Here is a 24,695-nt window from a genome sequence, read left to right on the forward strand (position 1 = left end):
GAATCCAAATTGAGGATAGCCAAGATGACCCTATTCAATCGAACTGCTGGAGGCCTGACGCTTGCCCTGGTGGCGGCTGGCCTGGTTGGTTGCCAAAGCGGCCCTCGTATCGAGCCCGCACCTCCGACTATGTTGGGGGCCTCACTTGATGAAATGAACCGCACTCAGGAACTGAATGCGGAAGCAGCCAAGTACGTCGTCTATCAGCACGAATTCGAGCCGAACTTCGTCGATAGCAAAGGCGAAAAGAACGCTTGGAAGCTTAACGATTACGGCGAGGATCACCTGAAACAAATTGCCGCGAACTTGCTTCGTGGTGACGAGCTTCCAGTAGTTGTCGAACGAAGCCAGACTTCACCAAAGCCTGGCACTGAATACCAATACCCGCTCCACTACAACGATGAGCTAGACGAGAAGCGTCGACGCTGTGTTGTGGCTGCACTTACCGCAATGGGTGTTACCGATGCTGAATCGCGAGTCGTTGTCGCACCATCCTTCTCGGAAGGTTTGACCAGCGGCGAAGCTGCAGCAGCCTACCAACGTGGAATGTCCTATGGCGGTGGCTATGGCGGCGGATACGGTGGCGGCGGCTTTGGTGGAGGCGGTGGCTTTGGTGGTGGCTTTGGTGGTGGAGGCGGCTTCTTCTAATCGAGGAAGTCTGCCAAGCGGAAATGGACCTTGAACCTGCGACTTTTAGAAATGACGAGCCGAATGAACTATCACGTGGTTCTGCCAATCGTAATGATCGCATCATGTCTGGTGGTTAGTGGTTGTGCCACCAGCCGACCAGGCATGGGGTCCATGTTCTCTATGACGGAAGCGTCGGTCGAGAACAATTTCACCCAAGAGATGAGTTTCGCCCGACTTTCGGAACGCAATGGCGATAACGTGAAAGCGAAGAAGCTTTATCGCCACATCCTATCGAGAGACCCAGAGAATCGAGTCGCCCTGCATCGCATGGGCGTCATCTCGGGTAAAGAAGGTCAGTACGCCCAAGCAGTCGAATACTTGACACATGGGGCAACGGTCGATGATCCTTCTGCCGAAATGCTATCGGATCTTGGTTATGTTTACTATCTGCAACACAACCAAGAGTTGGCCAAAACGACCTTAGAACGCGCACTGGCCGAAGACCCAGACTACGAGGCTGCTCGCACTAACCTGGCAGTCGTTTACGCTGAACTGGGCCAATATGACATTGCTTTGAGTCATTTCCGTCAGATTTCAGATGAAGCCGAGGCCCTTTCCAACCTGGCCTACATCCAAAGCCAGCGGGGCGACCTTGAACTCGCCCAGGCGAATTACAGTCGAGCCCTCGATATTGATAAACGCCTCCGTCCGGCAGCCGAGGCACTGATTCAGATTGCTCAGATGACTGGGGACGTCACAGATCGTCCGAACGTACGACCACATGTCGTTCCTACCCAAGAGCAGCAGCAACAGGAATTGGTCGCACAATCACGATCCTCGATTCCAGCGGCTTCTCAGTTCGCTCCGCAAACTTCTGCCGTTGCTTCCCAAACACCCGAATCGGCGACCAACAATCCGCTGCGCACGGCATCTCGATTCGCGGAATCACAAACGTCCGTACAGCAGGTGCAATATAGCGGCGAATCTGCAAAGGCCCCAGCGACCAGTGGTAATGCAGCGTTGACCATTCCCACCCAAAGCATGAGAGCCGATCCCGCGGTGTTCCAGATCTCTGACGAACCTGCCACGTCGAATGTTCAGCAGCCTGCCAGAGCATCGACACAAATCGGAGCGATGCAGTCGGCGTCCGCTGAAAGCTTCAATCAGCAGATCATGGGTGCGCTGCAAGCGGCGTCGACCAAGTAGTCTTAATTGCCGGTCGGGGAAACGCCCGTCTGGCTGTCCGGAATCGCAGAGATGGAAGCTTGGGTCGCTGACTGATTCAACGCTCCGCCGGGTGCCGTTTCTCGCTGGGAAAAGTTCCGAAGCTCCATCAAAGCCGGTCCGAGCAATAGCACATAGATCGGTGGGGCCAAGAAGAAGATCACCGGGAATAGCAGCTTGATCGATGTGCGATTCCCTTCTTCTTCTGCCCGTTGGCGACGCGTTTCTCGGATGCTGTCGGCAAACTCGTGAAACGCATTGGCAACGTTTCCGCCCAGACGTTCGGCGTGGTGAATCATTGTCGAAAGCGCGGTCACATCGGGGTCGTCGACACGCTTGGCGAATTCTTTCAACGCGTAATCGAGCGATCGAGCCGAGCCTTGCCCTTCAAGGATCGTCAACTCGCAAGACAAGTCGTTGTGCGAGCCTCGAAGTTCGCGGCTGACGTGGGCGATGGCTCTCTGGAGCGGCATGCCAGCCGATACCGTCATCGTTACCATATCCAAAGCGTCGGGAAGGCCGTAGCGAATCCGTTGTACGCGGGCCGATGCCGAAGACGACAAAATGATTCGCGGTAGCCCCCAGATCAATATCAGGACGATGCCACCGACGATAAAGTAAAACTGCTGAGCTTCCGCGCCATCGTTGATCGTCAAAACGAGTGCAACGGCGACAAAAGCCAGCCAGGCGAGAACTGCCGCATTACGCAGTGCCAGATAATCTTCGGCGGCGTACTTACCGTAGTGGCCTGCTTTGACCAGCTCCGATTGAAGCTTGTCGCGACTTTCGTTGGCGATAGGAATCATGTAAGCGAAAAGCTTGGTGAAAACACCCAACGACTTACCGCTCGAGGCTTCCAAGTAATCTTGGGCTCGATTACGCCCCAGCCAAAGCATAAGGCTGCCTACCAGAAACAGCAAAATGCTAATTCCGAGAAAGGCTCCGACAACTTCCAAGCTAAAAGGCATATGAGAACTCTTGATTAATAACGGCTACGTAACATACGGCTGACGATTAGCAAGCCAACGACTTGCGAAATGGCCGCACCAATCAGCACGAGTCGGCCTGTCGGGTCGTTCCATAACGAGCTGCTGTACTCTGGCTGAACGAAGAACAGGTACATAAATAGCAATGGACCCAAGCATGAAATGATGAGGGCCGTGATACGCCCGGCACCGGTCACACTCTTAAGTTGTCGCTGGTAGCTCATCCGATCACGAATTACGCTGGCCAGACGTTCCAAGGTCTTGGGCAGGTTACCACCCGCTTCACGGTGAACGCTTAGTGCCGAGGCGAAAATACGAACGTCCATGGTGGGCACGCGATAGGCAAAGCTTTTCATGGCCGCCGATAGCGAGAGGCCCATCTCTAAATGTTTGGCAATCCGGCGGAATTCTCCCGCGACAGGGTCGTTCACCGATCCGCCAATCATGACCAATGCCTGATCCAAGCTTTCTCCGGCACGAACGGCTCGCGCTAGAAGATCGAGGGCCGTGGGAAACTGGTCTTCAAACTGCTTCATCACGCGTTTGTAAGTGATCGAAAGTATGATGAAGCACACGGCGATTCCGAAAATTCCTGCCACGACGCTATACAGAATGTCTTCCGTGAAGACAAAGACGGCCATGCCTGCGGTGATCCCGATCAAAATGAATAGCATCGCCGCCATGGTGATGCTTGTGTTCATTCCGGTCATATAGATGGCTCGTTCCAGCCACGCGTCAAACCGACCGACGCCGGTTGCGTCGGCTTCTTCAATCCGAGCAGGCAACTTCTTCAAAATCGGAGATGCCATCAAGCGAGATTCACGCGAGACGAACAAATCGCGAACACCCATCAGCAACGCCCCGAGTGCGGCGGCCATTCCACCGAACACGAAGATCGGCAGAGAGTTGGCATTCAGAGCGAGGGCTAGTTGATCCACGGCGGGACTCTCTCTTGGGGTGCGATGGTTTAGGTGGTGGCCTGGAAGATTTGCGTGTCGATGCTAACGCCTGACTCCAGGAACCGATTGACACACTGCGGTTGGTAGCCGGTAACGACGAATCGGCCGGTGGCCTTGCCGTCGGCATCGAGCCCTTGATGCTCGAAGCGGAAGATGTCGTTCAGCTGATACTCGCCCCCTTCGGTGCCGGCGATCTCGGCGATTCGCATCACCTTACGCACACCACCTTTGAGACGCGCCACGTGAACAATGATGCGGATGCCGCTGGCAACGTAGCGGCGAATGACACTGACCGGCAATTCGAAGCCGGCCATCGCCACCATCATTTCTAAGCGGTGCAAAGCATCTGCGGCGTCGTTGGCGTGAATTGTCGTTAGCGAGCCTTCGTGACCCGTGTTCATGGCTTGCAGCATGTCCAGAGCTTCGGCCCCGCGGACTTCGCCCACGAGAATACGATCGGGACGCATACGCAAGCTGTTGCGAACCAGGTCACGCGGGGTGACGGCTCCTTGCCCTTCCGAGTTCGCCGGGCGTGTTTCCATGCCAACCACATGCGAGTGCTGCAGCAGAAGTTCGGCAGAGTCTTCAATGGTGACAATGCGTTCGTCGTGAGGGATCGACTTGCTCAGAGCGTTGAGCATGGTCGTTTTACCGGCACCCGTACCGCCAGAGATCATGAAGCTGACACGACCTTGGACGGCGGCTTCCAGGAAATCGACCATCGGTTGACTGATTGTTTCGTTCTCGAGCAACTTCTCGAGACGAAGATGCTCGACACCAAAACGGCGAATGGAAAGCTTGGGCCCATTCAAGGCCAGCGGGGGAACTACCGCGTTGATACGCGAACCGTCCGGCAGTCGGGCGTCGACCATAGGGCTGACTTCGTCAATCCGGCGACCGACGCGGGCGACGACGCGTTGGATGATCCGAATCAGGTGGGCGTCGTCAGCAAATACGATGTCCGACTTTTCGAGCCGACCCAGGCGTTCCAGGTAAACTTCGTGGGCGTTGTTGACCAAAATATCGCTGATCGTTGGGTCGTCCATCAGCGGTTCGAGTGGCCCCAGGCCGAATACCTCGGCTTGAAGATCTTCCAGCAGTCGCGGGTGGAGGTCTTTGTCGATCTTCGGACGATAGTCGCGAATGACTTCCTTGGCCAGATTCTCGACGTTGGTCCGCATCCGCTCGTCGTCGATTCGTGCGACCAGAGATAGGTCCAGCGACTCGACCAACTGCTCGTGGATGTCCGCCTTGAGACATTGGAAATCGATCTCGCTAAGAGGCGTTTCCGACTTGGGCTGCGAAGAGGTAAATCGAATCATGGCCGGGCCAGTTGGGAAAAAGGAGAACCAGGCCGCGAGCCGTGATTGGCAGGCGGCATCATCGTTGCAGTCGCGGTTACTTGACGGCTTCTGCTTTCACAGGCGGGTCGGCTTTGGCCTGCTTGTTCAGGTTTTGCTTGGCCAGCTTCTCAGGATCGAAGTTCGCTCGGAAGCGTTCGCGAAATTCGACCTGCGAGATCGAATGGCCACGGTAAACTTCAATCCGCTCGCGTGAGACGGGACGATTCAAAAGCTCGTCCATGGTCATCCCGGCGAACTGGGCATTGGCGTGAACATCGTCAGGGTGACGCAGGGCCAAAGCCATGGTGCCGCGGTTTTCGACCACGCGTAATGCGACCGCTTGATCTGGCGTGACCGAAAGCGTGACCGACGTTTGTTGGCGAGACTCACGCTGGCCGCGGATCGTTCGCATCTCGGTAGTGGTGCTGTTGACGGCCAAGACCTTGACGCCTTCAAGCAAGCTGACGGTCATTTCCGGCAGATCTTCCTGGCTGTCTTCTTCGCTTCGGAACAGCACGTCGACCCAGGTGCCTGGCGTGGCGAACATGTCGACTGCTTCGTCGGATGCGACCTTGATGGTCACGGCACGCATACCGGGGTCTAGGCGTTCGACGATGCTTGGGCCCGTTCCTTCTGGGTAGAAGACGTGCGTGTCAAACGACGAACCCTTGGGCAGATCGATCCGCACGGTGCGGCCGATGATGTCCGATGGCCGAGGCATGTACGAAGCCGGCAGACCTTGGTCTCGCATTTGTTGCGCGGTTAACTTGTGGATGATGATGTCACCCATGGTGACTTCTCGACCGGCCGTCAGGTCCATACTTGCTCGCGGAACCGAGTAGGTTTGCGGTGCGTTGGCCACGGCGACTGGTTGAGGTTGATGCATGTTCTTTTGGACAATGTACGCTCCCAGCAGTCCAAACATGACTGCTACGACGCCCAAAAGAAGTGTTCCCGGACTTACCCTCATTGCTCGTCTACTCCGAGTATGTGCGAGTGAATTCGCAGCGATTGTTGAATTAGTTTTCTAGTGTAATTGGCGATCCCGAAGTGGCTACCCATTTCAACGTGAATAATCCCCCCAGCACGAGCCAGGCAGATATCGTTGCGGGGATCGCGTAGGGAATCAGACGCCGATCGGACAAGGATTGTTGCTTTTCCTCATCATTCGCTTGCGCGGAACCGGCGATCAGACTCCATATAAACACGACAGCCAGGCTAATCGCTGCGATCAGCCCGCTGCCGATAAAAATTATCAGGATGGCTTTCCAGCCCACCCAGGCTCCGAGTGCCCCCATGAATTTGACATCGCCGCCAGCTCCGCCGCCAATGGCGAACAGAACGAACAGAATGCCAAAGCCCACGCCAAAACCGGCCAGCGAAAACAGCAGTCCGCCGATCGCGCCTTGTTCGGTAAATGCACCAACCACGGTATGGAAAACCAAACCGAGACCGAACGCACTGACCGTCAACCAGTTGGGCAATTTGCGGGTCTTCATGTCCCACGCAGCACCGGTGGCGGTGTACGCAGCGACAAACAACAAAATGATAAGTTGTGGGATCATGATGGTGGGGTGCTCGAAAAACAACATTCGGACGTTTCACACGCCTTAAGTCAGGCTGTGTTCGACGCTAAATCTCCGTGATGCTAATCTCTTAAGGGTCCAACACAGGCTGACCTAAGGAATGGCGGTAGATTCCAAAGGTCAAAAAATGGTGCGAGTGCAGGCGACCAGACTAGCTTTTAGATCCAGTCTGGTTCGCCCTTAACTCGCTTGTTGTCGTTTCAGGCGTACACAGAGTGACACGCGAAAACAACCAATTCACTCAAAGCAGATGGCTTAGTTGCCAGTTGCTACGCTGCCGACTGGAGCAGTCGAATTTTCGTTGACTGGACCGCCAGTGTGCTCGATGCAATTGTCATCGGAGTCGGCAGTGTCTTCGACACCGTCGCAGAAGTCGGTCATGTCGGTATAGTCAGATCCAGCAACTGCGGCCGAGTGACCAATGATGCTGTAGTAGCTATACGACTGATTCACGTCTTGCAGAGCACCAGCGACGTCGGATAGTTCGCTCGTAACAGCGTCACGAACGGAGCTCAGGCCAACGATCAAACCGAGGACAGCGATCGTTGCAATCAGAATCAATTCAGCGGAGACAACGAAACCAGCTTCGTCGTTCCACAAACGCTTAATGAGGCTCATTAGCTCATTCTCCTAAAGATAAAAAACACACGAAAAAGTTACTTCCCGCTCGTGACGTGTCCTAGGCCGACCGCCTCGGCCTAATGCTGCCCCTGGGCAGGAAGGTTCACTCCAAACAATCAAAGTGATTTGGTTAAGGAAGCGTTCCCGAAGGCATGGGAACGCCCGCTTCTTGTGGATTATTGGGATCTACCGGAATAAACATGATTCCAGCAGGGGCACCATCGGATGGATCGTTGGCATCCGATGCAGCCGGATCCATTAACGTTGGTGCCGGATCGATATATTCCGCAAAGCACTGGATCGGCCCATCATCGGTGAAGTCACCATTGAGGTTCGTATCGATGTCGATCGAGTAGGAATAGGATTGATCGAGGTTGTCGAGTGCTACTGCGGCATCGCCGAACTCTTGAACGATTTGATTACGGAGGCTGACACCTCCCACGATCACCCCTATGGCTAGGAGGGTGATCAGCAGCACCATCGCCATAACGGCCGTGTTCCCGCGCCGCTTAGTGGTGCGAAATGATTTGGGTAGACGTAAGTCCATTACGGACCTCCTTCGTTAGTAGGAGCAACGAAGGTGATTTCCGCAGGGGCATCGCCAGCCACATCTGGAACGTCCCCTTCATCGGGCAGGTCTTCGTAGCTGAAGTTGTTGAAGGTGGCCTGGGTGTTGACGAACTGTAAGTTGGTGGTCACCGTCACCACGCCGTTGTTCTCGTTGATCTGGGGGCCTGGATTCATCCCGCCTGCGTTGTTGTCTCCAACGAATACGCTATAGGATTGATTCAACTGCCCTACGGCTGCCGCCGAGTCGCCTAGCTCTTGCGTCACCGCATCGCGGAAAGTCGCCAAGCCAACAATCAGGCCTAGCACCGCGAGTGTCGCGATGAGGATCAATTCCATCGAGTTCACGAACCCGCGTTCGTCGTTCCATAATTTCTTCAGCGTAGTCAACATGGCATGCTACCTATATCTATGAGGAACTCCGGCGTTATCCATCCGCGCCGGTTGGTGGATTCTGTAAGGGAGTTAACTGGTGCGGGAACTTGCCCCGCCACAAACACAATGCGCGTCCCACGTGCGTGAGAAATGTGTAATTTTTGACCACCGAAGCGGCTTCCATTTGTTCGATTTCGACGACCAGCCACTGGGCACCACGGACGATCACTTCGCGAGGTGGAAGGACTTCCCGGGGAGCGATGGCCCACCACTCGAGCGCGTGACCAGTTGCCAAAATGCGACGCATCGTGGGACCGCCTGCTTCCGCCTCTTGGGCAGGGCGAGTGGCGTCTTCCCAGTTCTCGTCCCAGTACCCTTCGGCCGCTTGGCTTTTGATCAGGCGAGACGTCGCTTCGCTTAAGTGGGCCAACACCCTCTGGCGGGTTTCCACTTCGCGGAACAACTGGGCCTGATCGTCAAACTGCAGCAGCATGGCCAGGGCATACAGCCGATGGTTGCCGTAGCAAACGCCATCGACCCAGTCTTGCCGCATTAGCCTCTCGGCGAGCAAGTCGAACGTGATCAACTCGCCATCTTGCGAAAGCCACTGCGTGGGCCCGGTGGAATAAGACGCGGCGGCAACCGTCGTCCACTCGTATTCCTTTTGATTGAGCCGGAAGTCGAGCATGGCCGCGACCAGTAGTTGCTTGACGACCAACGGCGAAACTTGATCTTTCAGAATGATGGGGTGATCGAGCGGAATGCCGATCTCGGCTAATGTTCCTAATGTGTGGTCGACGTGGCTGGCCGATGCCTCGCCTTCTTGCGTGCGGAAGCCTGGGCCAAATTCACCCCTGAGCAGTAGTGGTGCGGCGTCGTCACCCCAGAACGCTGCATAGGCGTTTTGGTCGGTCAGCATGGCGACCATCTCGGCACCGCTAAGGCAACTGGGGTCTTCAAACGAGGCCGCTTGCCCCCAGCAACGCAGTGCGTGGTCGACGTGGTTGATCTTGGGACGCTCGTGACGCAATTGCGGACGAAGCTTGGTCATCACGAAGGTAAGCTGCGCGTCGGTGATGACGTGCGGCCAGTTGTAGTTCAGCGTGACCGAGCGAGGTTCGTTGCGTAGTGAAGGGACAGGATCGACGCTACTGGGCAAGGCATAGACAGCCGCGACCGCGATCCCACCGATTAAAAGTACCTGGGAAAGGACAAACACCATGCCTGCGTGGCCAAAGCCGCGGCGCGTCGCTGGTTGGTTCCGCATCATTGGCCTCTCCTTCGCATGATGAGGGAGAGGTTATCCTCGAACGCGACCTGCCAGTTTTCGTCGCTATCGCGAACGGTTTCCAGCAGTGCGGACTGATTCTTTTTGTCGATCACCAAGGCATGGATGTCGTAACGATCGGCGATTGAATCCCAAATCGTTTCGCCTCGGTTGAGCTTGTTGTAGTCGTACTTGGCCTGTTGCGGCAGATGAATCATCGATGTCGTGGCGAAGACGTCGGCCTGTCCACCTTGTTGGCTTTGCAGCAGATCACCCCAGGCTGCCGGTGCGAAGACGATGCCATCGATTGGGTTCTCGCGCAGGTACCGCGTGGCCGCGACCGGCGTGGTGCTGTCGAACAATTGCCCGATCGTCCTTGGCTGACCACCTAAGACTGCTTGACTGAGGGGCGAAATGGCGAAAGCGATCCAGCAGAGCAGCACGGCCCCAAGCGAATAAGCGAAACGCAGCATCGGAGGCTTGGCTTCGGCTTCATCATTGGTAACCGGCGGAACCAGAGCGGGATCAGCGGCAATGCCCAGGGCCGTTTGTATCCGGGGAACGAGCACTAAGACTGCCAGCGGAGCGAACCAAACGAGATGGGACGCATACGAAAGACAGACTAGGCCCAACGCAGAAACGGTAAGGACTTCGACGATTGGTAGTCGTCCTTGATGCTTGCGCAGGATGACCCCTAGCAGAACCATCGCCACCAACCAGCAAAGCCCGGCGATGCTGGTGACTTCGAGTGGCATATCACGCAGCGACCAGGCCTGGAAGGCTTCCGTCCAAAGGCCAATTTCCAGCGGCGTCAGCAATGTTGCGAGCAGGGAAAGCTCGAGCGTTATGGCTGCGACTTGGAAATTTCGATCCTGGAAGAGCTTTTTCCAGTGGTTGTTATTTTCGATTAGCGTGGTCGCCGAGTTGCCCAACCATGCCAAAGCCAGGAAGCTGACCCCGACGAAAACGGAGGCATCAAGATTGGCCCACAGTAAGACGATGGCAAGTGTGCCGCCGCTTTGGAGGAGCGTGATGTTTTTGCTGCCACGTAGGGTGAGGACAATCATTCCGATCCAGAGTGGAAGGACCAGAAGCAACGATCCGCCAAGGCCTAACGAGCTCCAGGCAAACAAAGCAAACCACAAAATGCCTAGCCCCGTGAGGAGCGAATTTCGCGTTGCCTGCCATAAGGGAATGCTTACAAGCAGTATGGCGAGGGTGGCAAGTAGCGTGGTTGCCCAGGAAACAGCCTCGAGCGATTGCCGGGCCACGACCGCCCAAAAAATGCTCGCAAGCCAAGAGGTCTCGCGATAGTCCATTCCTTGCGAGAGAGACTGCGTGACGTCGGTCGTCGGCAGTTGCCCTTGCGCGAGAATGGCTTCTCCCCGGGTCGCGAATAGCCACGTGGTATGGGAGGTCAGCGGCGTGAAACTGAGCAGTACAAACAGAACGCAGACCAACCCCACGACCGAAAGGTGTCGCCAGGTGAGCACGAACCGATCACTGAGCAGGGATTCCAGCTCGTATCGATTGGTATTCAGGGTTGATTCTTGGTACGTGGACAAAGTGCCAACAGACATTTACGCGTGCTGCTTGGCATCCATGCGGAAAAGGATTCGCGAATCCGTGCGAATCACAATGGTCTTTCAAACGTGTCTAAGGATCTCGAAAGGCCGATGCGCGATGCACCAGGTAGCGGCCTGTGATGTCGAAATTCATGTTGCTTAATATTTTGGGAATCGGCGTATCGCCTATAGCAACCGTGACCTGGACGATGACCTGATTGGGGTCGTCGAGATCTTGGTTCGGGTCGACAATTCCATTGGGCTGGATTGGATCTGGCAGGCTCAAGTCGCCTAGCTCTGTCGAGACAATCGAGCCCCCGATGACGTCATATTCCCACACGTCGGCACGAATACCGGGCATGGAGAGGTCCAAACCGTGTACGGCTAGGACCTGATCTACGACTTCCTCGGCGATAATGGTCGTGGTTTGTGTTCCGGTCTTCTTGGCGACTTCGCGTGCCGCTTCTTCGGCTGCGTGTTGCACGGTTTGTCGAACCGTAACGGTTGGTCCAAGAACGAAGAAGGAGAAAGTTGCAATCAGCAACACCGGAAAGAGCAGCAAGACTTCGAGCACCTGAATGCCGCGTCGCGCTCTTCGCACTCCGGAATAGGAATAAGATTGCACCAGTACGCTCCCCCGAAACGTCTGTTAGTATTTTTCCGCAAGATCTCTCGGCGAGAGATCTTCTACGGAGTGAGACTGGCTATGGCTTCTGCTAATTCCAGCAGTTCGTTCAAGAGAGACCCGCGAACGGTAGCCAAACCAGCGATAACACCAATGCCGACGATCGTGAGTAAGAGCAGGTATTCCACGAATACGCTGCCTCGACAATCACCCGCCAGCTGTCGAATTTGCTTGTTAAACCAAGTCATGGTTAATCCTCTGCCCATGAAGATGTGCTGCCTGCCCTAGGTCATAAAATGATCACAGGCTTTAAGAAAAGCCAGTAAATTCCCAGGAACTTTTCCACTTGGGCTGACTAGTTCATATAGTCAATTCAAGTGGAACACGTTTCAGTTTAAAAGCACGAAACCTTGTTTCAACTAGCTAACCTTGGTATTTTGAAAAAAATACATCGAAACCAGCGAATTCGTTGAGTGGGGTGTTTAGGGGGAATTCTGGTTTGCTTGCCGAAGAGCCGCATTCTGTTTGGCAAAGCGGTTGCTGGTGATTATAGGTAGAGCTATCGTCACGTATTTGGGGGGAGTTGGTATATCCATGGTGCAGTTTCGCAAATCGAAACGCCGCGCGGCCAGCCTGCTGGAGATCATCATCGGTTTGCCGATCGTTCTCGTATTGCTGCTTGCCGTTGTTCAATTCGGCTTGCTTCAGAGCAATCAGCAAACGCTCAAGATGGCCAGTCGCGCCGGCGCAATGGTTGCCGCAGAGTTGGTCATTGATGGAACAGAGAACAATCCTCATGAAGCGATTGTTGATGCGATCGACGAAGTTCTGCGGCATGGCGGGATTCTAGCTTTTGACGAATCGATTGAAACGGTCGGGCGCGTGCAGCTGAATTATTCTGTATACGACCCGAGCACTATGACCGTGCTTAAAAGCGAACTCTTCTTCACGGAACGATGCGATCCCCCAGCGACGATTTATCCGAACTATCACTATGTCCAAGTGACTATTTGTATTCCGACAACGCGTCTGGCACCCAATGCCATGGCTTGTTTTGGCGTCGATTACTCCGGACGTGACGTCATGATGACGAGTTTATTTCGTCATGAGCTGTCTCGGGTCAACTTCGTTCCTTCAAACCCGTAAGATCCTCGATGCATTGGATAGGTAGATCGATCGTGCTCTTTGCATTGCTGGTCATCGCTGCGGCGATTCTCTGGCCCGATGCATGGCGTTCAGGCAGTGGCAATGCCGCGAACACGCCCACGGCACAAGGAGAACCGACCGCGCAGACGCTTCCGGAACTCACAGCCGATCCCCAAGCACTGACTGCCGACGACAACCCTCACGTCTCGGAGATGCAAAATCCGCTCACTCGGGCTCTCGATGGCATGCTGGCCTCGCATGGCGAGGTGTTCAAAGACTCAGAAAACGGACTGCGAGATCAAATTGAAGACGCGGATCGACGCTTGTCCGGTGTCAAATCCGAGATTCGCAGTGCAATGAAAAACGCCAATCGCCAGATCCGCATTCCCGGTCAGAACTCGCCGTTGGTGATGCTGGTGGTGTTGGAAGGGGTAACTAAGGATGAACTTGGTTTCTACGGCGAGCCCGGCAAGACTCCACTGCTTGAAGCTTTGGCCGAGCAAGGAACGGTCTTCGAGTCATGCTACGCAGGCCCTACGGTTGATATCGCAAGGTTCATGCTGGAGACCGGCTCAGGCTTCAGCAAAGGAAAAGCACGAGATAATCGAATAGCTGAGATGATGTGGAACTCTGGCTATCGAACGATTCTTGTGGATGGTGCGAATTGGATGTCAGCTCACGATCGTCGCCAATACGATGAAGATGTTTTGGCGGTAGTCGACGAGAAGACAGGCCTCCCCACGAAATTGCGCTTCAATGGCGCCGAAGCAAAGATCGTTTCCAACTTAAATGAAGATGCCGACGACAACGTTTCCACGACAGAACTTCTCGTGGGTCAGTCTCGCGAGTTGCTGCAGAATCGTCCTACGAAACGTCCCGTCTACGTCGAGTTTCATTTCTCGGTCACATCGCACGATCAGGAAATACGTACGCAGCAGATCGCCGAAATCGATCAGTCGATCGGGCGGCTGTTCCATGCGATGCATGTCGCGCGAAGCGGGCGATCGATGGTTATGGTGGTTGCTGGTCTGCCTGGTGCGGACCAGCCGCAAAAAAAGGGAGTGCTCAGCGAGAGCAATCTCCAGGTTCCGCTTATGATCTATCGATCCACCAAAAATAATGTTGCCAAAATCGAAGAGCCATGTGGCCTGCTAGATGTGCTTCCGACTCTGGCCGGTGTGATCACCAGTAGCCGAGTTCCCCCGCACAACGGAATGTCGCTTCTACCGTGGATGGATGGTAAACCGACGTCGAGTCGCCGCTTTCGCTGGACTAACCCTAGCGATGAAGACCAGTTCGCGATTAGGCAAGGGCCGTGGAAGGCCATTTTTGGTTCTTCCCAGCAACTCTTCTTTCTGCCAGACGATCCACGAGAATTAAACAACGTGGCCGCTCAGCATCCTCAGGTGCTTCAAGGGTTGTCCGGTAGTGGTCCGAATCGAACCAAGATGAACTTCTAGAGCACCCTCTCCATGACGCAACTCCATCGACGATTCGACTTCCTGAGCAAGCGTGCCCGGCGTGGCGTTTCGCTGCTGTGGATCATTATTGCCTTTCCGGCCTTGGTGCTCTTTTTGGTATTTGCCGTCGAGATCGGTAACATTTGGCTTGCCCGGGTTGAACTAGAGCAAAGCCTGGAAGCGAATGCTTTAGCAGCGGTGAAGCAATGGGCTGAATCAGGCGGTGGGGATACGCTAGATGCCCGTGAAGTAGGTAATGCGTTCTCGATCGCTAATCCGGTGCGTCGGCAAGACGTCGACCTGACCGATATGACGCTTAATACTGCGTTCAGCAACGGCCCCGATCGTCTCAATTATGACAACAGCGGCATGTCGCCAAATCCAAATCAGAATTTGGTCTGTTCGGATATATCTGACTACAACAGCTATTTGCAGCCAGGCGTGATGGTGTTCGGGGCGATCGTTCAAACGGAAGATATGGGAAACCCCGCAGAGAGTGTTATTTTTAATGCGGATGTTGAGCCAAGTTGCTTTGGCGGCGGTGCAGACTCGCCGTTGATCGTGATGGATGTGACGGCACAAGGGAACCTTGGTGCTGGAAATTCAGATGGAAACGAATGGGGTGTGTCACTCACGACGAGCTCCGATCAAGACATCAATAGTTCATTTCGGATCTATCGAATTGAGATTGACGTCAGTCCTGATAATTTCGAGTTTGAATTTCTGCCAAGCAGTACAGACATCGGTAAAATTACGGATAATATTTCAGAGATAATTGACGGACAGCAGGATAACTTCTTCGTAGGCGGCCATTTAAACCCCAATACAGATGTTGTGTTCTCCGGTGCTGACGGGGGGACCGTTTTAACGATTGACTTCCTGCAAGACGGACTCGCTCCCGGAGATCGCTTTCGTTTTGCCGCTCGTGTCCTTGATGGTAATTCGGTAGTCGGCGGTGATGATATTGGTAGGACGATACCGACGCCTGGCCAAAATGGCACGATCGTTCGTATTTACGCCTCCAACGATGGCGATGACTTAGGGCTAATTCTAGATAGTTATTACACGGACTTCGACGAACCTAGCAATTCCTGTGTAGGCAATCCACCTGCCACGCAAGACGACTTAGGGAATGACCACTACATTGTTCATCCATCTGGTATTCAAGATCTGCCATGCCCGGCCGCAAGTGGAAACAACAACAACGGTCAGTCTTATATCGCGGAAAGCATAGGACCCGGCGGAGCACTATTCGCCGTGCGTGCTCAAGCGACCATCGGTGTTCAGAGCGTCGTTCAGTCCATTTGCGGATTTAATCTCGGGCCCTGGGGTGTTAGCGCGAAGGCCACCGCCTACTACGATTGCGAGACGAATGACCCAAAACTGATTCGCGTCGACGTGTTTCAGTGCGATCCTCCCATGAATTAAGATAGGGTCAATCAATCGATCATTTTATCGCACGGGGATTCATGAAGCCTACGCCCGCAATCACACTGGTTCTTCTCCTCGCAATCACCAGTGTTGGTTGTCAGCAGCAAGAGTCGATCGCATCGAGTCCCGATTCCAAGCAGCAAGAGGTTGCTTCTAGCTCCATCGCAGTATCGTATCCGGTTGCCACCTATTCTTTCTCAGACGCCCAGATCGACTCGCGTATCTCTGAGGACCTCAATTTCCTGGCCTCCGATGAACAAGAGGGACGAGGGCCCTATTCTCAGGGGCTGCAAGCATCCGCGGAATACATCGCCGAGCAGTTTTCCAGTGCAGGTCTTAATACCAAACTGATTCAAGGCGAACCTTTCCAAGTCTTTGCCAGTCGTGAGCGTGTTGATTTAGGAGAGGGAAATCGTCTCGCCTTTGAACGAGCAGATGGAAGATCGCAAACCGTAATTGGCGATGATTACCGACCGCTATCTCCGAGTATCAGTGGGGCGTTCGATTTACCGTTGGCGTTTGCTGGTTATGGAATCAGTTCCCCGCGTGATGCCTACGACGACTATGCCCAGCTCGACGCGACCGGCAAAGCGGTGATCGTGCTTCGGCACGAGCCCGATCAGGCCGGCCGCACGCAAAAGTTTGCAGGTTCCGGCAATTCCAAGTTCGCCTATCTCTCGACGAAAGTGGTCAACGCAATCGAGCACGGCGCTTCTGCGGTAATCTTGGTTACCGATGAGGCGGCTATTCAAAAGGAAAAGAGTGGCGGAGACAAACTTCTTTCGTTCCAAATTCGCATGCCGAAGGATTTTCAACCGAAGATTCCAGTCATCCATATGAAGCGTTCGGTTGTCGATGCCTTGCTCAAGGAAGCTGGCAAGCCGTCGCTTTCCGAGTGGGAAACGAGCGTCGATGAAAACTTGAAACCGAACTCATTCGGCCTGGGCGAAGTGCGTGTGGCGGGTGAAGTAGAGATTGAATCATCTGAACGAACCCAACAGAACGTCCTCGGCGTGCTGCCGGGCAAAGGGGAATTGGCTTCTGAAGTGGTTGTTGTCGGGGCTCACTACGACCATCTCGGCTATGGTGGCTCGGGGTCTCTGGCGCCCTGGACGCGGGAAATTCATAACGGGGCCGACGACAATGCTTCCGGAACAGTGGCTTTATTGGAAACGGCCCGACAGTGCGCTGCCTGGGAAGGAGCCGACCTGCGGACGATATTGTTCATTGCTTTCGGGGCGGAAGAGCAAGGGCTCATCGGCAGCGAGTACTACGTCCGCCATCCGCTTTTCGCACTGGAAAACACAGTGGCCATGCTCAACTACGATATGGTTGGTCGCTTGCGAAAAGATCTCTTGACGGTCTATGGACACAACACGGCTGAAGAGTTTGAAGCGTGGATCGACCAGGCGGCCGCCAAGCATGCGATCAACATCAAAAAAGTACCTGGCGGATATGGTCCGAGCGATCATGCTTCATTTTACGGTCGCGGGATTCCCGTGATGCATGACTTCACCGGTTTCCATTCGCAGTATCACCGACCCAGCGATGACATCGAGCATATCAACGTGCCCGGCATCCGAAAAATTGTCGGCATGAACGTCGAGATCTTGCAGCACTTGGTGAAGGATCAGATCGTTCCGATCAAGAACGCCGAGGGTTCTGTTCTCGATCTTTACTTCGGTGGAATCGGATCCGGTGGCCAGCAGCCTGCTAAGGAGAATAAAGAAGGTGGAAAACGCGCTCTAGGTGTTCAAGTCGGAGACCCGCAGCCTGGTGGTATTCCGATCATTAAAGTTACCCAGGGGAGTGTCGCCGAAAAGGCAGGACTTCGCAGTGGAGATATCCTTGCCGGTTGGGGGGCAACGAATATCACCTCAATTGATGAATTAAAGACAGCCGTTCGCGGTACAACGCTCGATAAAAAGATTCCGGTGCGAATTTTGCGCGGCATGATTGAGTTAGAATTGGAAGTCGAGTTCCCCAAGTAAGCTCCTCCGCTTGAGCCTGCCAGGCAGAGCGATTAGGCTGATTTCTCTAGCCTTGCCTCCTTTCTGCTATCCCTCCTTACAAAGTGAATCTCACGATGATGCGATTACTTTTCGCGTTGATGATCTCTGGCTGTTTGTTTACCTCGAATTCATCGGCTCAGGACGAGCAATACTCGCCTGGCCCCGACGCCGAGCGAAAGGAAGGGGTTCCCCAAGGCACGGTCACAAAACATGTTTGGGATCAAAGCGAAATTTACCCAGGTACCGTGCGCGACTATTGGGTCTATGTCCCCAAACAATATGAAAAAGGGAAGCCAGCTTGCTTAATGGTGTTCCAAGATGGGGCCGGTTTCGTCAACGAGAAAGGGCACACGCGGGTACCGGTTGTCTTTGATAATCTGATTCACGCGGGAGAAATGCCGGTCACCATCGGTGTCTTCATCCAGCCAGGCGTCGTGCCGCCTGCGAAGCCTGGCCAGGGGCCTCGCAAGAACCGGAGCTTCGAATACGACACTCTCAGCGATCAGTATGTACGTTTCCTGCTCGAGGAAATTCTGGCGGATGTCGGCGGCCAGTACGAAATCTCGGATAACCCCAAGCACCGAGCCATTTGCGGAAACAGTTCCGGCGGTATCTGTGCGTTCACTGCGGCTTGGGAACGGCCTGATTCGTTCGGTAAAGTCGTTAGCCACATCGGCAGCTTCACCAACATCCGTGGTGGGCACGTCTATCCGGCCGTCATTCGCAAAACCGAAATCAAGCCGATCAAGGTCTTCTTGCAAGACGGTAGTAACGACCTCGATAACTTGCATGGAAACTGGCCCCTTGCCAATCAGCAAATGGCCGCCGCACTTAAATTTGTGGGATATGACTACAAGTTCGTTTACGGCGAAGGAAAGCACAGTGCGCGACACGGGGGAGCCATCTTCCCCGATACCATGCGGTGGGTGTGGAGCGACGTGGTGTCTCAGAACTAGCTGCCTGCGTTAATTTCCCGCCGAACGTAACGGAGATATAGACCATGCGTATCCTACTTTCAGTGACGCTGCTATTCGCTTTTGCACAATGGACAGCGGCCCAAGATATGCCTCTTTCTGATGTGTTGATCCCAGGCCAAGACTGGGAATTGGTCGCCGACGGCTACCGTTTTACGGAAGGCCCTGCGGTCGACGCAAATGGGGATGTCTATTTCGTCGATGTGCCGAATCAACTGGTCCTGAAGATCGACCACGCAACCAAGCAGGTCAGCACCTTCGCTCAAGGGCAGGGGGCCACAAGCGGCTTGATGTTTGGCTCAGATGGACGTCTGTACGGAAGCCAGAATCGTGATCGCAAAATTGTTGCATTCAACACCGCCGGAAAGATGGAGGTGATTGCCGATGATCTGGGAGCCAACGACCTGGTTGTCGCTAGTAATGGAAACATTTACTGCACCGACCCCAAGGGGCATCAGATTTGGCTCGTGCGACCTACCGGCGAAAAGAAAGTGGTGGCAACGGATATAACGACTCCCAACGGAATCATCTTGTGGCCGCAGGAGGGAACGTTGGTCGTGTCCGACTCGGCAGGGCAAAACCTGATTGCCTACCGAGTGGAAAAAGATGGTTCGCTTCGCTATGGTGCACCGGTCTATACCTGCCGGGTGAAAGAGAAAGACGCGTCCAGTCGAGCCGACGGAATGGCCGTCGATTCGGCCGGTCGTCTTTACGTGGCCACAGAGGTTGGGCTCCAGATGTTCGATTCGACCGCACGTATCAGCGGGGTGATGCACAAGCCAACCGATCAGTTTCTTTCCAATGTTGCCTTCGCCGGCCCTGAACTCGATTGGCTCTACGTGACGTGCGGCAATGGGATTTATCGACGTCCCACGCAAGCGACAGGAGTGCGATATGGTAAAGTGAAAGCAAATTAGCTTTTACGGATCCCAATCGAATTTAATTATCCATGAATCCATCGACCCCCAGCGAACCGCAGGAAGCGGGCCAGCCGCAGACAATGATGTCGCCGCGGTGGATCGAATTTGGGCTCATTGTCCTCTTCTTCTTTTTGCTAGTGGGGCCCCTGACACCGGAAGTCAACGAACCGCATTATCTTTCCAAGGCTCGTCACTACTGGAATCCTGCGTGGTGCCCTAGCGACCATTTTCTGAACTCCGGAGACGCGCACGGCGTCTTCTATTGGAGCTTCGGGTGGATCACGACGCTGGTGTCGTTTCCGGCGGCTGCCTGGATCGGACGAATTATCTGTTGGGGAGCGATCGCTTACAGTTGGCAACGCATGATCGCCAAAATTGATCCTCGCCCTTGGGTTGGCTTTTATGCCGTCGTTGCCGGAGCGATTGGCATCATTTATCTGCACATGGCCGGCGAATGGCTGGTAGGTGGGGTCGAAGCAAAATGCTTTGCGTATGCGTTTGCCTTCTGGGCACTGGGTGATGCCCTGTCGGATCGCTGGAATCGGGCCTGGATTTTTCTGGGTGTCGCCAGTGCGTTTCACGTATTGGTGGGGGGCTGGATGGTGGTTTGCCTGATGTTTAGTTGGTTGGTTTGTCCGAAGCAGCGTCCCCGTCTCGTTTCCATTTTGCCAGGGCTATTGATCGGTGGGAGCATTTCGCTGGTCGGCGTTTTGCCGCTGTTGCTGTTGAATGGGGAAGCCAGTCCGGTCGAAAGTTCCTGGGCCAGCTATTACTACGTTTACGAGCGATTGGCCCATCACCTCGTGGTGCACACATTTTCCTGGCAGTTCCAGGTGCGTTTTGCCTTGGCGGCAATTGTCTGGGCGATCACGGCCTGGCTGCTTCGTAGCGACGACAAACTTCGGATCTTGAACGGTGTCGTCGCCGGAAGCGTCGTGCTCGTTCTCATTGGGATTGCCATCGATCAGATTTTCATTGTTGTGCTGCAGGACTGGTTGACCGGAACGAAACTATTGCGGCTTTATTGGTACCGCGTTGCCGATGTGATGGTGCCATTAGGCTTGGCAATTAACGCGGTCGTTTTATGCCGCCAGTACCGCCTCAACGCTCCTCGTCTCACCGGCGTGTGCATCACCGGACTCGTGGTTCTAGTTTTCTTAGCAATGGCATTCCGGATCGGCGACCGATGGACGGCGATGGCGAGTCCGGCGGATCTTAGTAGTCTGGTGACAAACCCTAAGGACTGGGAAGAGACCTGTTACTGGATTCGAGACCATACGCCTGAGGACGCCATATTTCTTACGCCCCGTTTGCAATCAACGTTCAAGTGGTATGCACAGCGTGCTGAAGTGGTAACGACCAAGGATGTCCCGCAAGACGATTTGAAGCTTCTTCAGTGGCGCGAGCGTCGTGGCGATACCCATTGGCGCAGTTTTCATAATCGAGAAACGCTTAGCCTGGCCGGTCTGACCGAGGACGATCTCCGCGAGTTGGCTGAGAAGTATGGAATCCGTTTTGTGGTTGTCGATCGGGCCCTGGCTCGGAAAGATAAGATATCCATTTCCTGGGGCTTTCCCCGCGTCTATCCCGTCAGCACCGAACAAGATTCCAGTTACGAAGTTTATGAGATTACCGACCGGAAAAAATAGAAAGCAGCCGTGGCTTCTGAAACTTCAACAGACCCTCGGTGCGTCCGAGATGGTCTTTCCGGAACTGCGGCACTCAGCGCCTAACCTCTCGTATGGTCGCCATAAGGCACCCGCTTACCCCCGCGCTCGACACGCCGCGAACCTCATTCTGCTTTATCCCAGCGAGCAAGGGGACTGGACAATCCCCCTCATGATTCGCGCGGAAACGGAAGGTATTCACGCCGGCGAGATCGCCCTGCCTGGGGGAAGGTGCGAGCCGGAAGAATCAGCCCAACAAACGGCCCTACGCGAATTCCACGAGGAGACCGGACATCAGGTTGCCGTAAAATCGGTGCTTGGCGAATTGCCCCCCACCAATGTTTGGGCAAGCAATCACCAGGTGCGAACCTTTGTCGCACTTGAGGACTCTTTGCCCGTATGGAGCCCCGATCCGTGTGAAGTTGCGGGGCTCATCTTCTTACCGCTCGCGCACTTGATGGATCCCAGGAAATTCGGCATGCACCAGGTTATCCGCCGCCGCGTCCAATTCTCTGCCTTGCACTTGAATGTCGATGGACATCGTGTGTGGGGGGCGACGCTGCGTATGTTGGTCGAATTGGGGGAAGCCCTCACTTCGGCCAAATAAGTGCTTGCTGAAATGCCTGTCTTTGGTTGGAATGGGTATTCCAGGTTCTTAGAATTCATCTCGCCCACTGGTTGGGGCCTCCCTATGTTCGCAGGCGGGTGGTCCTTTATACTAACCGGTCGGTTCTCTTTTTTGACACAAACAATGGACTGAATGCCATGACGGTACGTGTGGGGATTCTCGGGGCCACCGGTTACACGGCTCTGGAATTACTGAAAATCTTGGTTCGCCATCCCGAGGTGGAAATCACCGCGCTGACGACTCGCCAGGAAGATCGTCCGCACATAAGTGCCATTCACCCGCAGTTTCATAAAGTGCTCGATCTACGGCTGGAAAACTGGGGCCCGCAAGAGGTTGCCCAGCACTGCAACTGCGTCTTCGGTTGTTTGCCGCACGCCGCGTCCGCCTCGGTCATTCCTGAATTTTTGGAAGCCGGGCTGAAGGTGGTCGACTTGAGCGCGGACTATCGTCTCAACGATCCGGCAGTTTACACGCAGTGGTACGGCGGCGATCATCCCGATGCCGAGCGCATGAAGACCACTGTTTACGGTTTGCCGGAACTCTTTCGCAAGGGGATCGCTGAAGCGCAACTGGTTGCGAATCCTGGCTGTTATCCGACGGGCGTAACGCTTGCTTTGGCGCCACTGCTGAAGAATGGTTTCATCCGGGCCGACGGCATCATCGCCGATTGCAAAAGCGGGGCAAGCGGAGCAGGGCGGACACCCAAGATGGCAACGCTTTACCCCGAGTGCAACGAAAGCTTCACGGCCTATGGTGTCGGTACGCATCGCCACATGCCAGAGATCGAACAAAACCTGACGGTCTACGCCGGCAAGCCAGCCAGCGTGATCTTTACACCCCACCTGGTTCCCATGGACCGCGGAATCTTGAGCACGTGTTACGCCTTGCCGGATAACGATGCATCGGAAAAGGAATTGCTTTCGCTGCTGGAAGAGACCTACGCCAACGAACCGTTTGTCCGCGTGCGTAGTGATTTGCCGGCAACCAAGCATGTCTCAGGAACAAACTTCTGCGATATCACGGTCCGCCGCGTGAAGGATCGCGTGCTGACGATTTCGGCCATCGACAACCTGGTCAAAGGTGCGTCTGGTGCGGCCGTTCAGAATTTCAACTTGATGTATGGTTTCGCGGAAACGACCGCACTGCTTTGATTGCAAGATGAAGGAAGACTAAGGATGACTTCGCCCATTCCCGCTGGATTTCGACTCGGTGGCTTTCACTGCGGACTCAAGCGAAATCCCAATAAAGAAGACCTGTCGCTCATTGTCTGTGATGAAGACACCGTCGCGGCTGGCGTATACACGACCAACCTTGTCGTAGCCGCCCCTGTCGTATGGGACAAAGCACGTACCCCTTCCGACAAAATCCGGGCAGTCATCACCAACTCAGGCAATGCCAATGCATGCACTGGCGAGCAAGGAGTTAAAGACAACGCTGAGATGGCTGGCTTGGTTGCCAAACAGTTCGGTGCCTCTGCCGATCAGGTTCTCACGATGTCGACCGGAATCATTGGGCATCACCTGCCGATGGAAAAAATTCGAGTCGGGCTCGATGAAGTGTTCCAGCGACTAGGAACCGACGAAAGCCACTTCGACGCGGCCGCTCGGGGGATCATGACCACCGACAAAGGTAAGAAAGTGGCTTCACGCGATTGTGAAGTCAACGGAAAGCCTGTCAAATTGATCGGCATGTGCAAAGGGGCCGGGATGATCGCTCCGAACATGGCCACAATGTTGTCAGTGGTTCTTACCGATGCGCAGTTAAGTCCACAGCAGGCCAAAGAAGTTCTGGCCGAGGTGACTAACAGTACGTTCAACTGCATTACCGTCGATGGCCACCGCAGCACGAACGACACGCTTTTACTGCTGGCCAGCGGCAAAGCCGAAACGGGCGAAATCTCTGGAGCGGCGCTCGAAAATTTCAAAGCTGAGCTTCAACAGCTATGTGAAGACTTGGCCAAGCAGATTCCTGCCGACGGTGAAGGTTCGACCCATTTGATCGAGATCAACATCGAAGGGTGCGCAAATCGAGACGACGCCTTTCGAATCGCCAAGACTGTTGCCGACAGTGCGCTGGTCAAGACTGCCATTACCGGTGGCGATCCGAACTGGGGACGTATCGTATCTGCCGCAGGTTATTCCGGCGTACAGTTCGACCCTCTGGGAATGGAACTTCGAGTCAACGGACATCTGCTCTACCAAAAAGGCACGCCGGTTAAGTTCGACGAGAAAACGGTCAGTCAAGCGATCAAGGACAAGTTCGAGACCGATGTCACCCTTCGATTTACCGAAGGAGACACCAAGGTTCGCTACTGGTCCAGCGACCTCACTGTCGAATACGTGAAGTTCAATTCGGAATACCGGACCTAGGACGTTTGCTACGGCTATAGGCTTCTTGCTCACGGACAAGAAATGGATAAATGATTTGCCACTGGCATCTTGCCAGTGCGAATCTGGGTTGCGTTCACCTTATTGAATCCCAATCCTAAACACGGGCCGGCCAGCGGCACACGAATTACTTCTCTTTTTGTACGTGTTCAGTCGTGTGCTTCGTGGTTGAACACTTTTCTCTCGGTGTGCTCTGGGGCAATCTTCTTCTCGCTGCTAGCAGAAATACGTCTTTGCGCAAAATGCGGCGCTCGCTACACTCTCGCCACGGCAGGAATTAGAGCCGAACAAAGTTGCTGCATATCGCCCCACGCAGCTTTCA

At 54.6% G+C, this 24,695-nt stretch carries 24 protein-coding genes; 12 read left to right on the plus strand and 12 right to left on the minus strand.

Going from position 1 to position 24,695, the window contains the following annotated elements:
* Positions 1 to 24 precede the first annotated feature (24 nt).
* Together HOV93_RS26275 and HOV93_RS24745 are read left to right on the plus strand one after the other, a co-directional pair.
* Positions 25 to 648, plus strand: coding sequence for a hypothetical protein (locus HOV93_RS26275; RefSeq protein ID WP_261358665.1), 624 nt, complete (start codon positions 25 to 27; stop codon positions 646 to 648).
* Between the two features lie 153 nt (positions 649 to 801).
* The gene (locus tag HOV93_RS24745; protein ID WP_207399238.1) at positions 802 to 1,836 is read left to right on the plus strand and encodes a tetratricopeptide repeat protein; all 1,035 of its coding nucleotides are present in this window, start codon (positions 802 to 804) and stop codon (positions 1,834 to 1,836) included.
* Positions 1,837 to 1,838: 2 nt separating this feature from the next.
* On the opposite strand, the gene HOV93_RS24750 is transcribed toward HOV93_RS24745, so the two are convergent.
* The 12 genes from HOV93_RS24750 to HOV93_RS24805 all read right to left on the minus strand — a co-directional run bounded on the left by HOV93_RS24750 (position 1,839) and on the right by HOV93_RS24805 (position 11,996).
* Positions 1,839 to 2,822: a type II secretion system F family protein gene (locus HOV93_RS24750; RefSeq protein ID WP_207399239.1), complete on the minus strand. Its 984-nt coding sequence runs from the start codon at positions 2,820 to 2,822 to the stop codon at positions 1,839 to 1,841.
* A gap of 14 nt (positions 2,823 to 2,836) precedes the next feature.
* On the minus strand, positions 2,837 to 3,778 hold the full coding sequence (locus HOV93_RS26535) for a type II secretion system F family protein (RefSeq protein ID WP_207399240.1): 942 nt from the start codon (positions 3,776 to 3,778) through the stop codon (positions 2,837 to 2,839).
* A 29-nt stretch (positions 3,779 to 3,807) separates the two neighbouring features.
* Positions 3,808 to 5,121, minus strand: a complete 1,314-nt coding sequence (locus tag HOV93_RS24760; RefSeq protein WP_207399241.1) for a CpaF family protein — start codon at positions 5,119 to 5,121, stop codon at positions 3,808 to 3,810.
* 76 nt (positions 5,122 to 5,197) lie between these two features.
* Complete coding sequence (gene cpaB, locus HOV93_RS24765; protein WP_207399242.1) at positions 5,198 to 6,085, minus strand: Flp pilus assembly protein CpaB; 888 nt, start codon at positions 6,083 to 6,085, stop codon at positions 5,198 to 5,200.
* 76 nt (positions 6,086 to 6,161) lie between these two features.
* Entirely contained in the window at positions 6,162 to 6,734 is a 573-nt protein-coding gene (locus tag HOV93_RS24770; RefSeq protein ID WP_207399243.1) for an A24 family peptidase, read from the minus strand.
* Between the two features lie 249 nt (positions 6,735 to 6,983).
* Positions 6,984 to 7,346 (minus strand): Flp family type IVb pilin, encoded by a 363-nt coding sequence (locus HOV93_RS24775; RefSeq protein WP_235991012.1) that lies wholly within the window; start codon positions 7,344 to 7,346, stop codon positions 6,984 to 6,986.
* A 133-nt stretch (positions 7,347 to 7,479) separates the two neighbouring features.
* The gene (locus tag HOV93_RS24780; protein WP_207399244.1) at positions 7,480 to 7,896 is read right to left on the minus strand and encodes a hypothetical protein; all 417 of its coding nucleotides are present in this window, start codon (positions 7,894 to 7,896) and stop codon (positions 7,480 to 7,482) included.
* Positions 7,896 to 8,309 (minus strand): Flp family type IVb pilin, encoded by a 414-nt coding sequence (locus HOV93_RS24785; protein WP_207399245.1) that lies wholly within the window; start codon positions 8,307 to 8,309, stop codon positions 7,896 to 7,898. The genes HOV93_RS24780 and HOV93_RS24785 overlap by 1 nt, the downstream gene beginning before the upstream one ends.
* A 34-nt stretch (positions 8,310 to 8,343) precedes the next feature.
* On the minus strand, positions 8,344 to 9,561 hold the full coding sequence (locus tag HOV93_RS24790) for a hypothetical protein (protein WP_207399246.1): 1,218 nt from the start codon (positions 9,559 to 9,561) through the stop codon (positions 8,344 to 8,346).
* On the minus strand, positions 9,558 to 11,138 hold the full coding sequence (locus HOV93_RS24795) for a hypothetical protein (protein WP_207399247.1): 1,581 nt from the start codon (positions 11,136 to 11,138) through the stop codon (positions 9,558 to 9,560). Before HOV93_RS24795 ends, HOV93_RS24790 begins: the two co-directional genes overlap by 4 nt.
* Positions 11,139 to 11,214: 76 nt before the next feature.
* Entirely contained in the window at positions 11,215 to 11,748 is a 534-nt protein-coding gene (locus tag HOV93_RS24800; protein WP_207399248.1) for a TadE/TadG family type IV pilus assembly protein, read from the minus strand.
* A gap of 62 nt (positions 11,749 to 11,810) precedes the next feature.
* The gene (locus tag HOV93_RS24805) at positions 11,811 to 11,996 is read right to left on the minus strand and encodes a hypothetical protein (RefSeq protein ID WP_207399249.1); all 186 of its coding nucleotides are present in this window, start codon (positions 11,994 to 11,996) and stop codon (positions 11,811 to 11,813) included.
* Between the two features lie 346 nt (positions 11,997 to 12,342).
* On the opposite strand from HOV93_RS24805, the gene HOV93_RS24810 reads away from it, so the two are divergent.
* The 10 genes from HOV93_RS24810 to argJ all read left to right on the plus strand — a co-directional run bounded on the left by HOV93_RS24810 (position 12,343) and on the right by argJ (position 24,355).
* Positions 12,343 to 12,894 (plus strand): TadE/TadG family type IV pilus assembly protein, encoded by a 552-nt coding sequence (locus tag HOV93_RS24810; RefSeq protein WP_207399250.1) that lies wholly within the window; start codon positions 12,343 to 12,345, stop codon positions 12,892 to 12,894.
* Positions 12,895 to 12,926: 32 nt separating this feature from the next.
* Positions 12,927 to 14,354 (plus strand): sulfatase-like hydrolase/transferase, encoded by a 1,428-nt coding sequence (locus tag HOV93_RS24815; RefSeq protein WP_207399251.1) that lies wholly within the window; start codon positions 12,927 to 12,929, stop codon positions 14,352 to 14,354.
* Between the two features lie 12 nt (positions 14,355 to 14,366).
* Positions 14,367 to 15,782: a TadE/TadG family type IV pilus assembly protein gene (locus HOV93_RS24820; protein ID WP_207399252.1), complete on the plus strand. Its 1,416-nt coding sequence runs from the start codon at positions 14,367 to 14,369 to the stop codon at positions 15,780 to 15,782.
* Positions 15,783 to 15,823: 41 nt separating this feature from the next.
* The gene (locus HOV93_RS24825; protein WP_207399253.1) at positions 15,824 to 17,776 is read left to right on the plus strand and encodes a M28 family peptidase; all 1,953 of its coding nucleotides are present in this window, start codon (positions 15,824 to 15,826) and stop codon (positions 17,774 to 17,776) included.
* A 95-nt stretch (positions 17,777 to 17,871) separates the two neighbouring features.
* Positions 17,872 to 18,753 carry an alpha/beta hydrolase gene (locus tag HOV93_RS24830; RefSeq protein ID WP_207399254.1) on the plus strand — a complete coding sequence of 294 codons (882 nt, stop codon included), beginning with the start codon at positions 17,872 to 17,874 and terminating at the stop codon, positions 18,751 to 18,753.
* Positions 18,754 to 18,797: 44 nt separating this feature from the next.
* Positions 18,798 to 19,688 (plus strand): SMP-30/gluconolactonase/LRE family protein, encoded by an 891-nt coding sequence (locus HOV93_RS24835; RefSeq protein WP_207399255.1) that lies wholly within the window; start codon positions 18,798 to 18,800, stop codon positions 19,686 to 19,688.
* 32 nt (positions 19,689 to 19,720) lie between these two features.
* Positions 19,721 to 21,340, plus strand: coding sequence for a DUF6798 domain-containing protein (locus tag HOV93_RS24840; RefSeq protein ID WP_207399256.1), 1,620 nt, complete (start codon positions 19,721 to 19,723; stop codon positions 21,338 to 21,340).
* Entirely contained in the window at positions 21,315 to 21,965 is a 651-nt protein-coding gene (locus HOV93_RS24845) for an NUDIX hydrolase (RefSeq protein ID WP_207399257.1), read from the plus strand. The genes HOV93_RS24840 and HOV93_RS24845 overlap by 26 nt, the downstream gene beginning before the upstream one ends.
* 158 nt (positions 21,966 to 22,123) lie before the next feature.
* The gene (gene argC, locus HOV93_RS24850; RefSeq protein WP_207399258.1) at positions 22,124 to 23,137 is read left to right on the plus strand and encodes an N-acetyl-gamma-glutamyl-phosphate reductase; all 1,014 of its coding nucleotides are present in this window, start codon (positions 22,124 to 22,126) and stop codon (positions 23,135 to 23,137) included.
* Positions 23,138 to 23,161: 24 nt separating this feature from the next.
* Positions 23,162 to 24,355, plus strand: coding sequence for a bifunctional glutamate N-acetyltransferase/amino-acid acetyltransferase ArgJ (gene argJ, locus HOV93_RS24855; protein WP_207399259.1), 1,194 nt, complete (start codon positions 23,162 to 23,164; stop codon positions 24,353 to 24,355).
* Positions 24,356 to 24,695: the final 340 nt, after the last annotated feature.

Origin of the sequence: Bremerella alba, assembly GCF_013618625.1 — a bacterium.
Lineage (GTDB): Bacteria > Planctomycetota > Planctomycetia > Pirellulales > Pirellulaceae > Bremerella > Bremerella alba.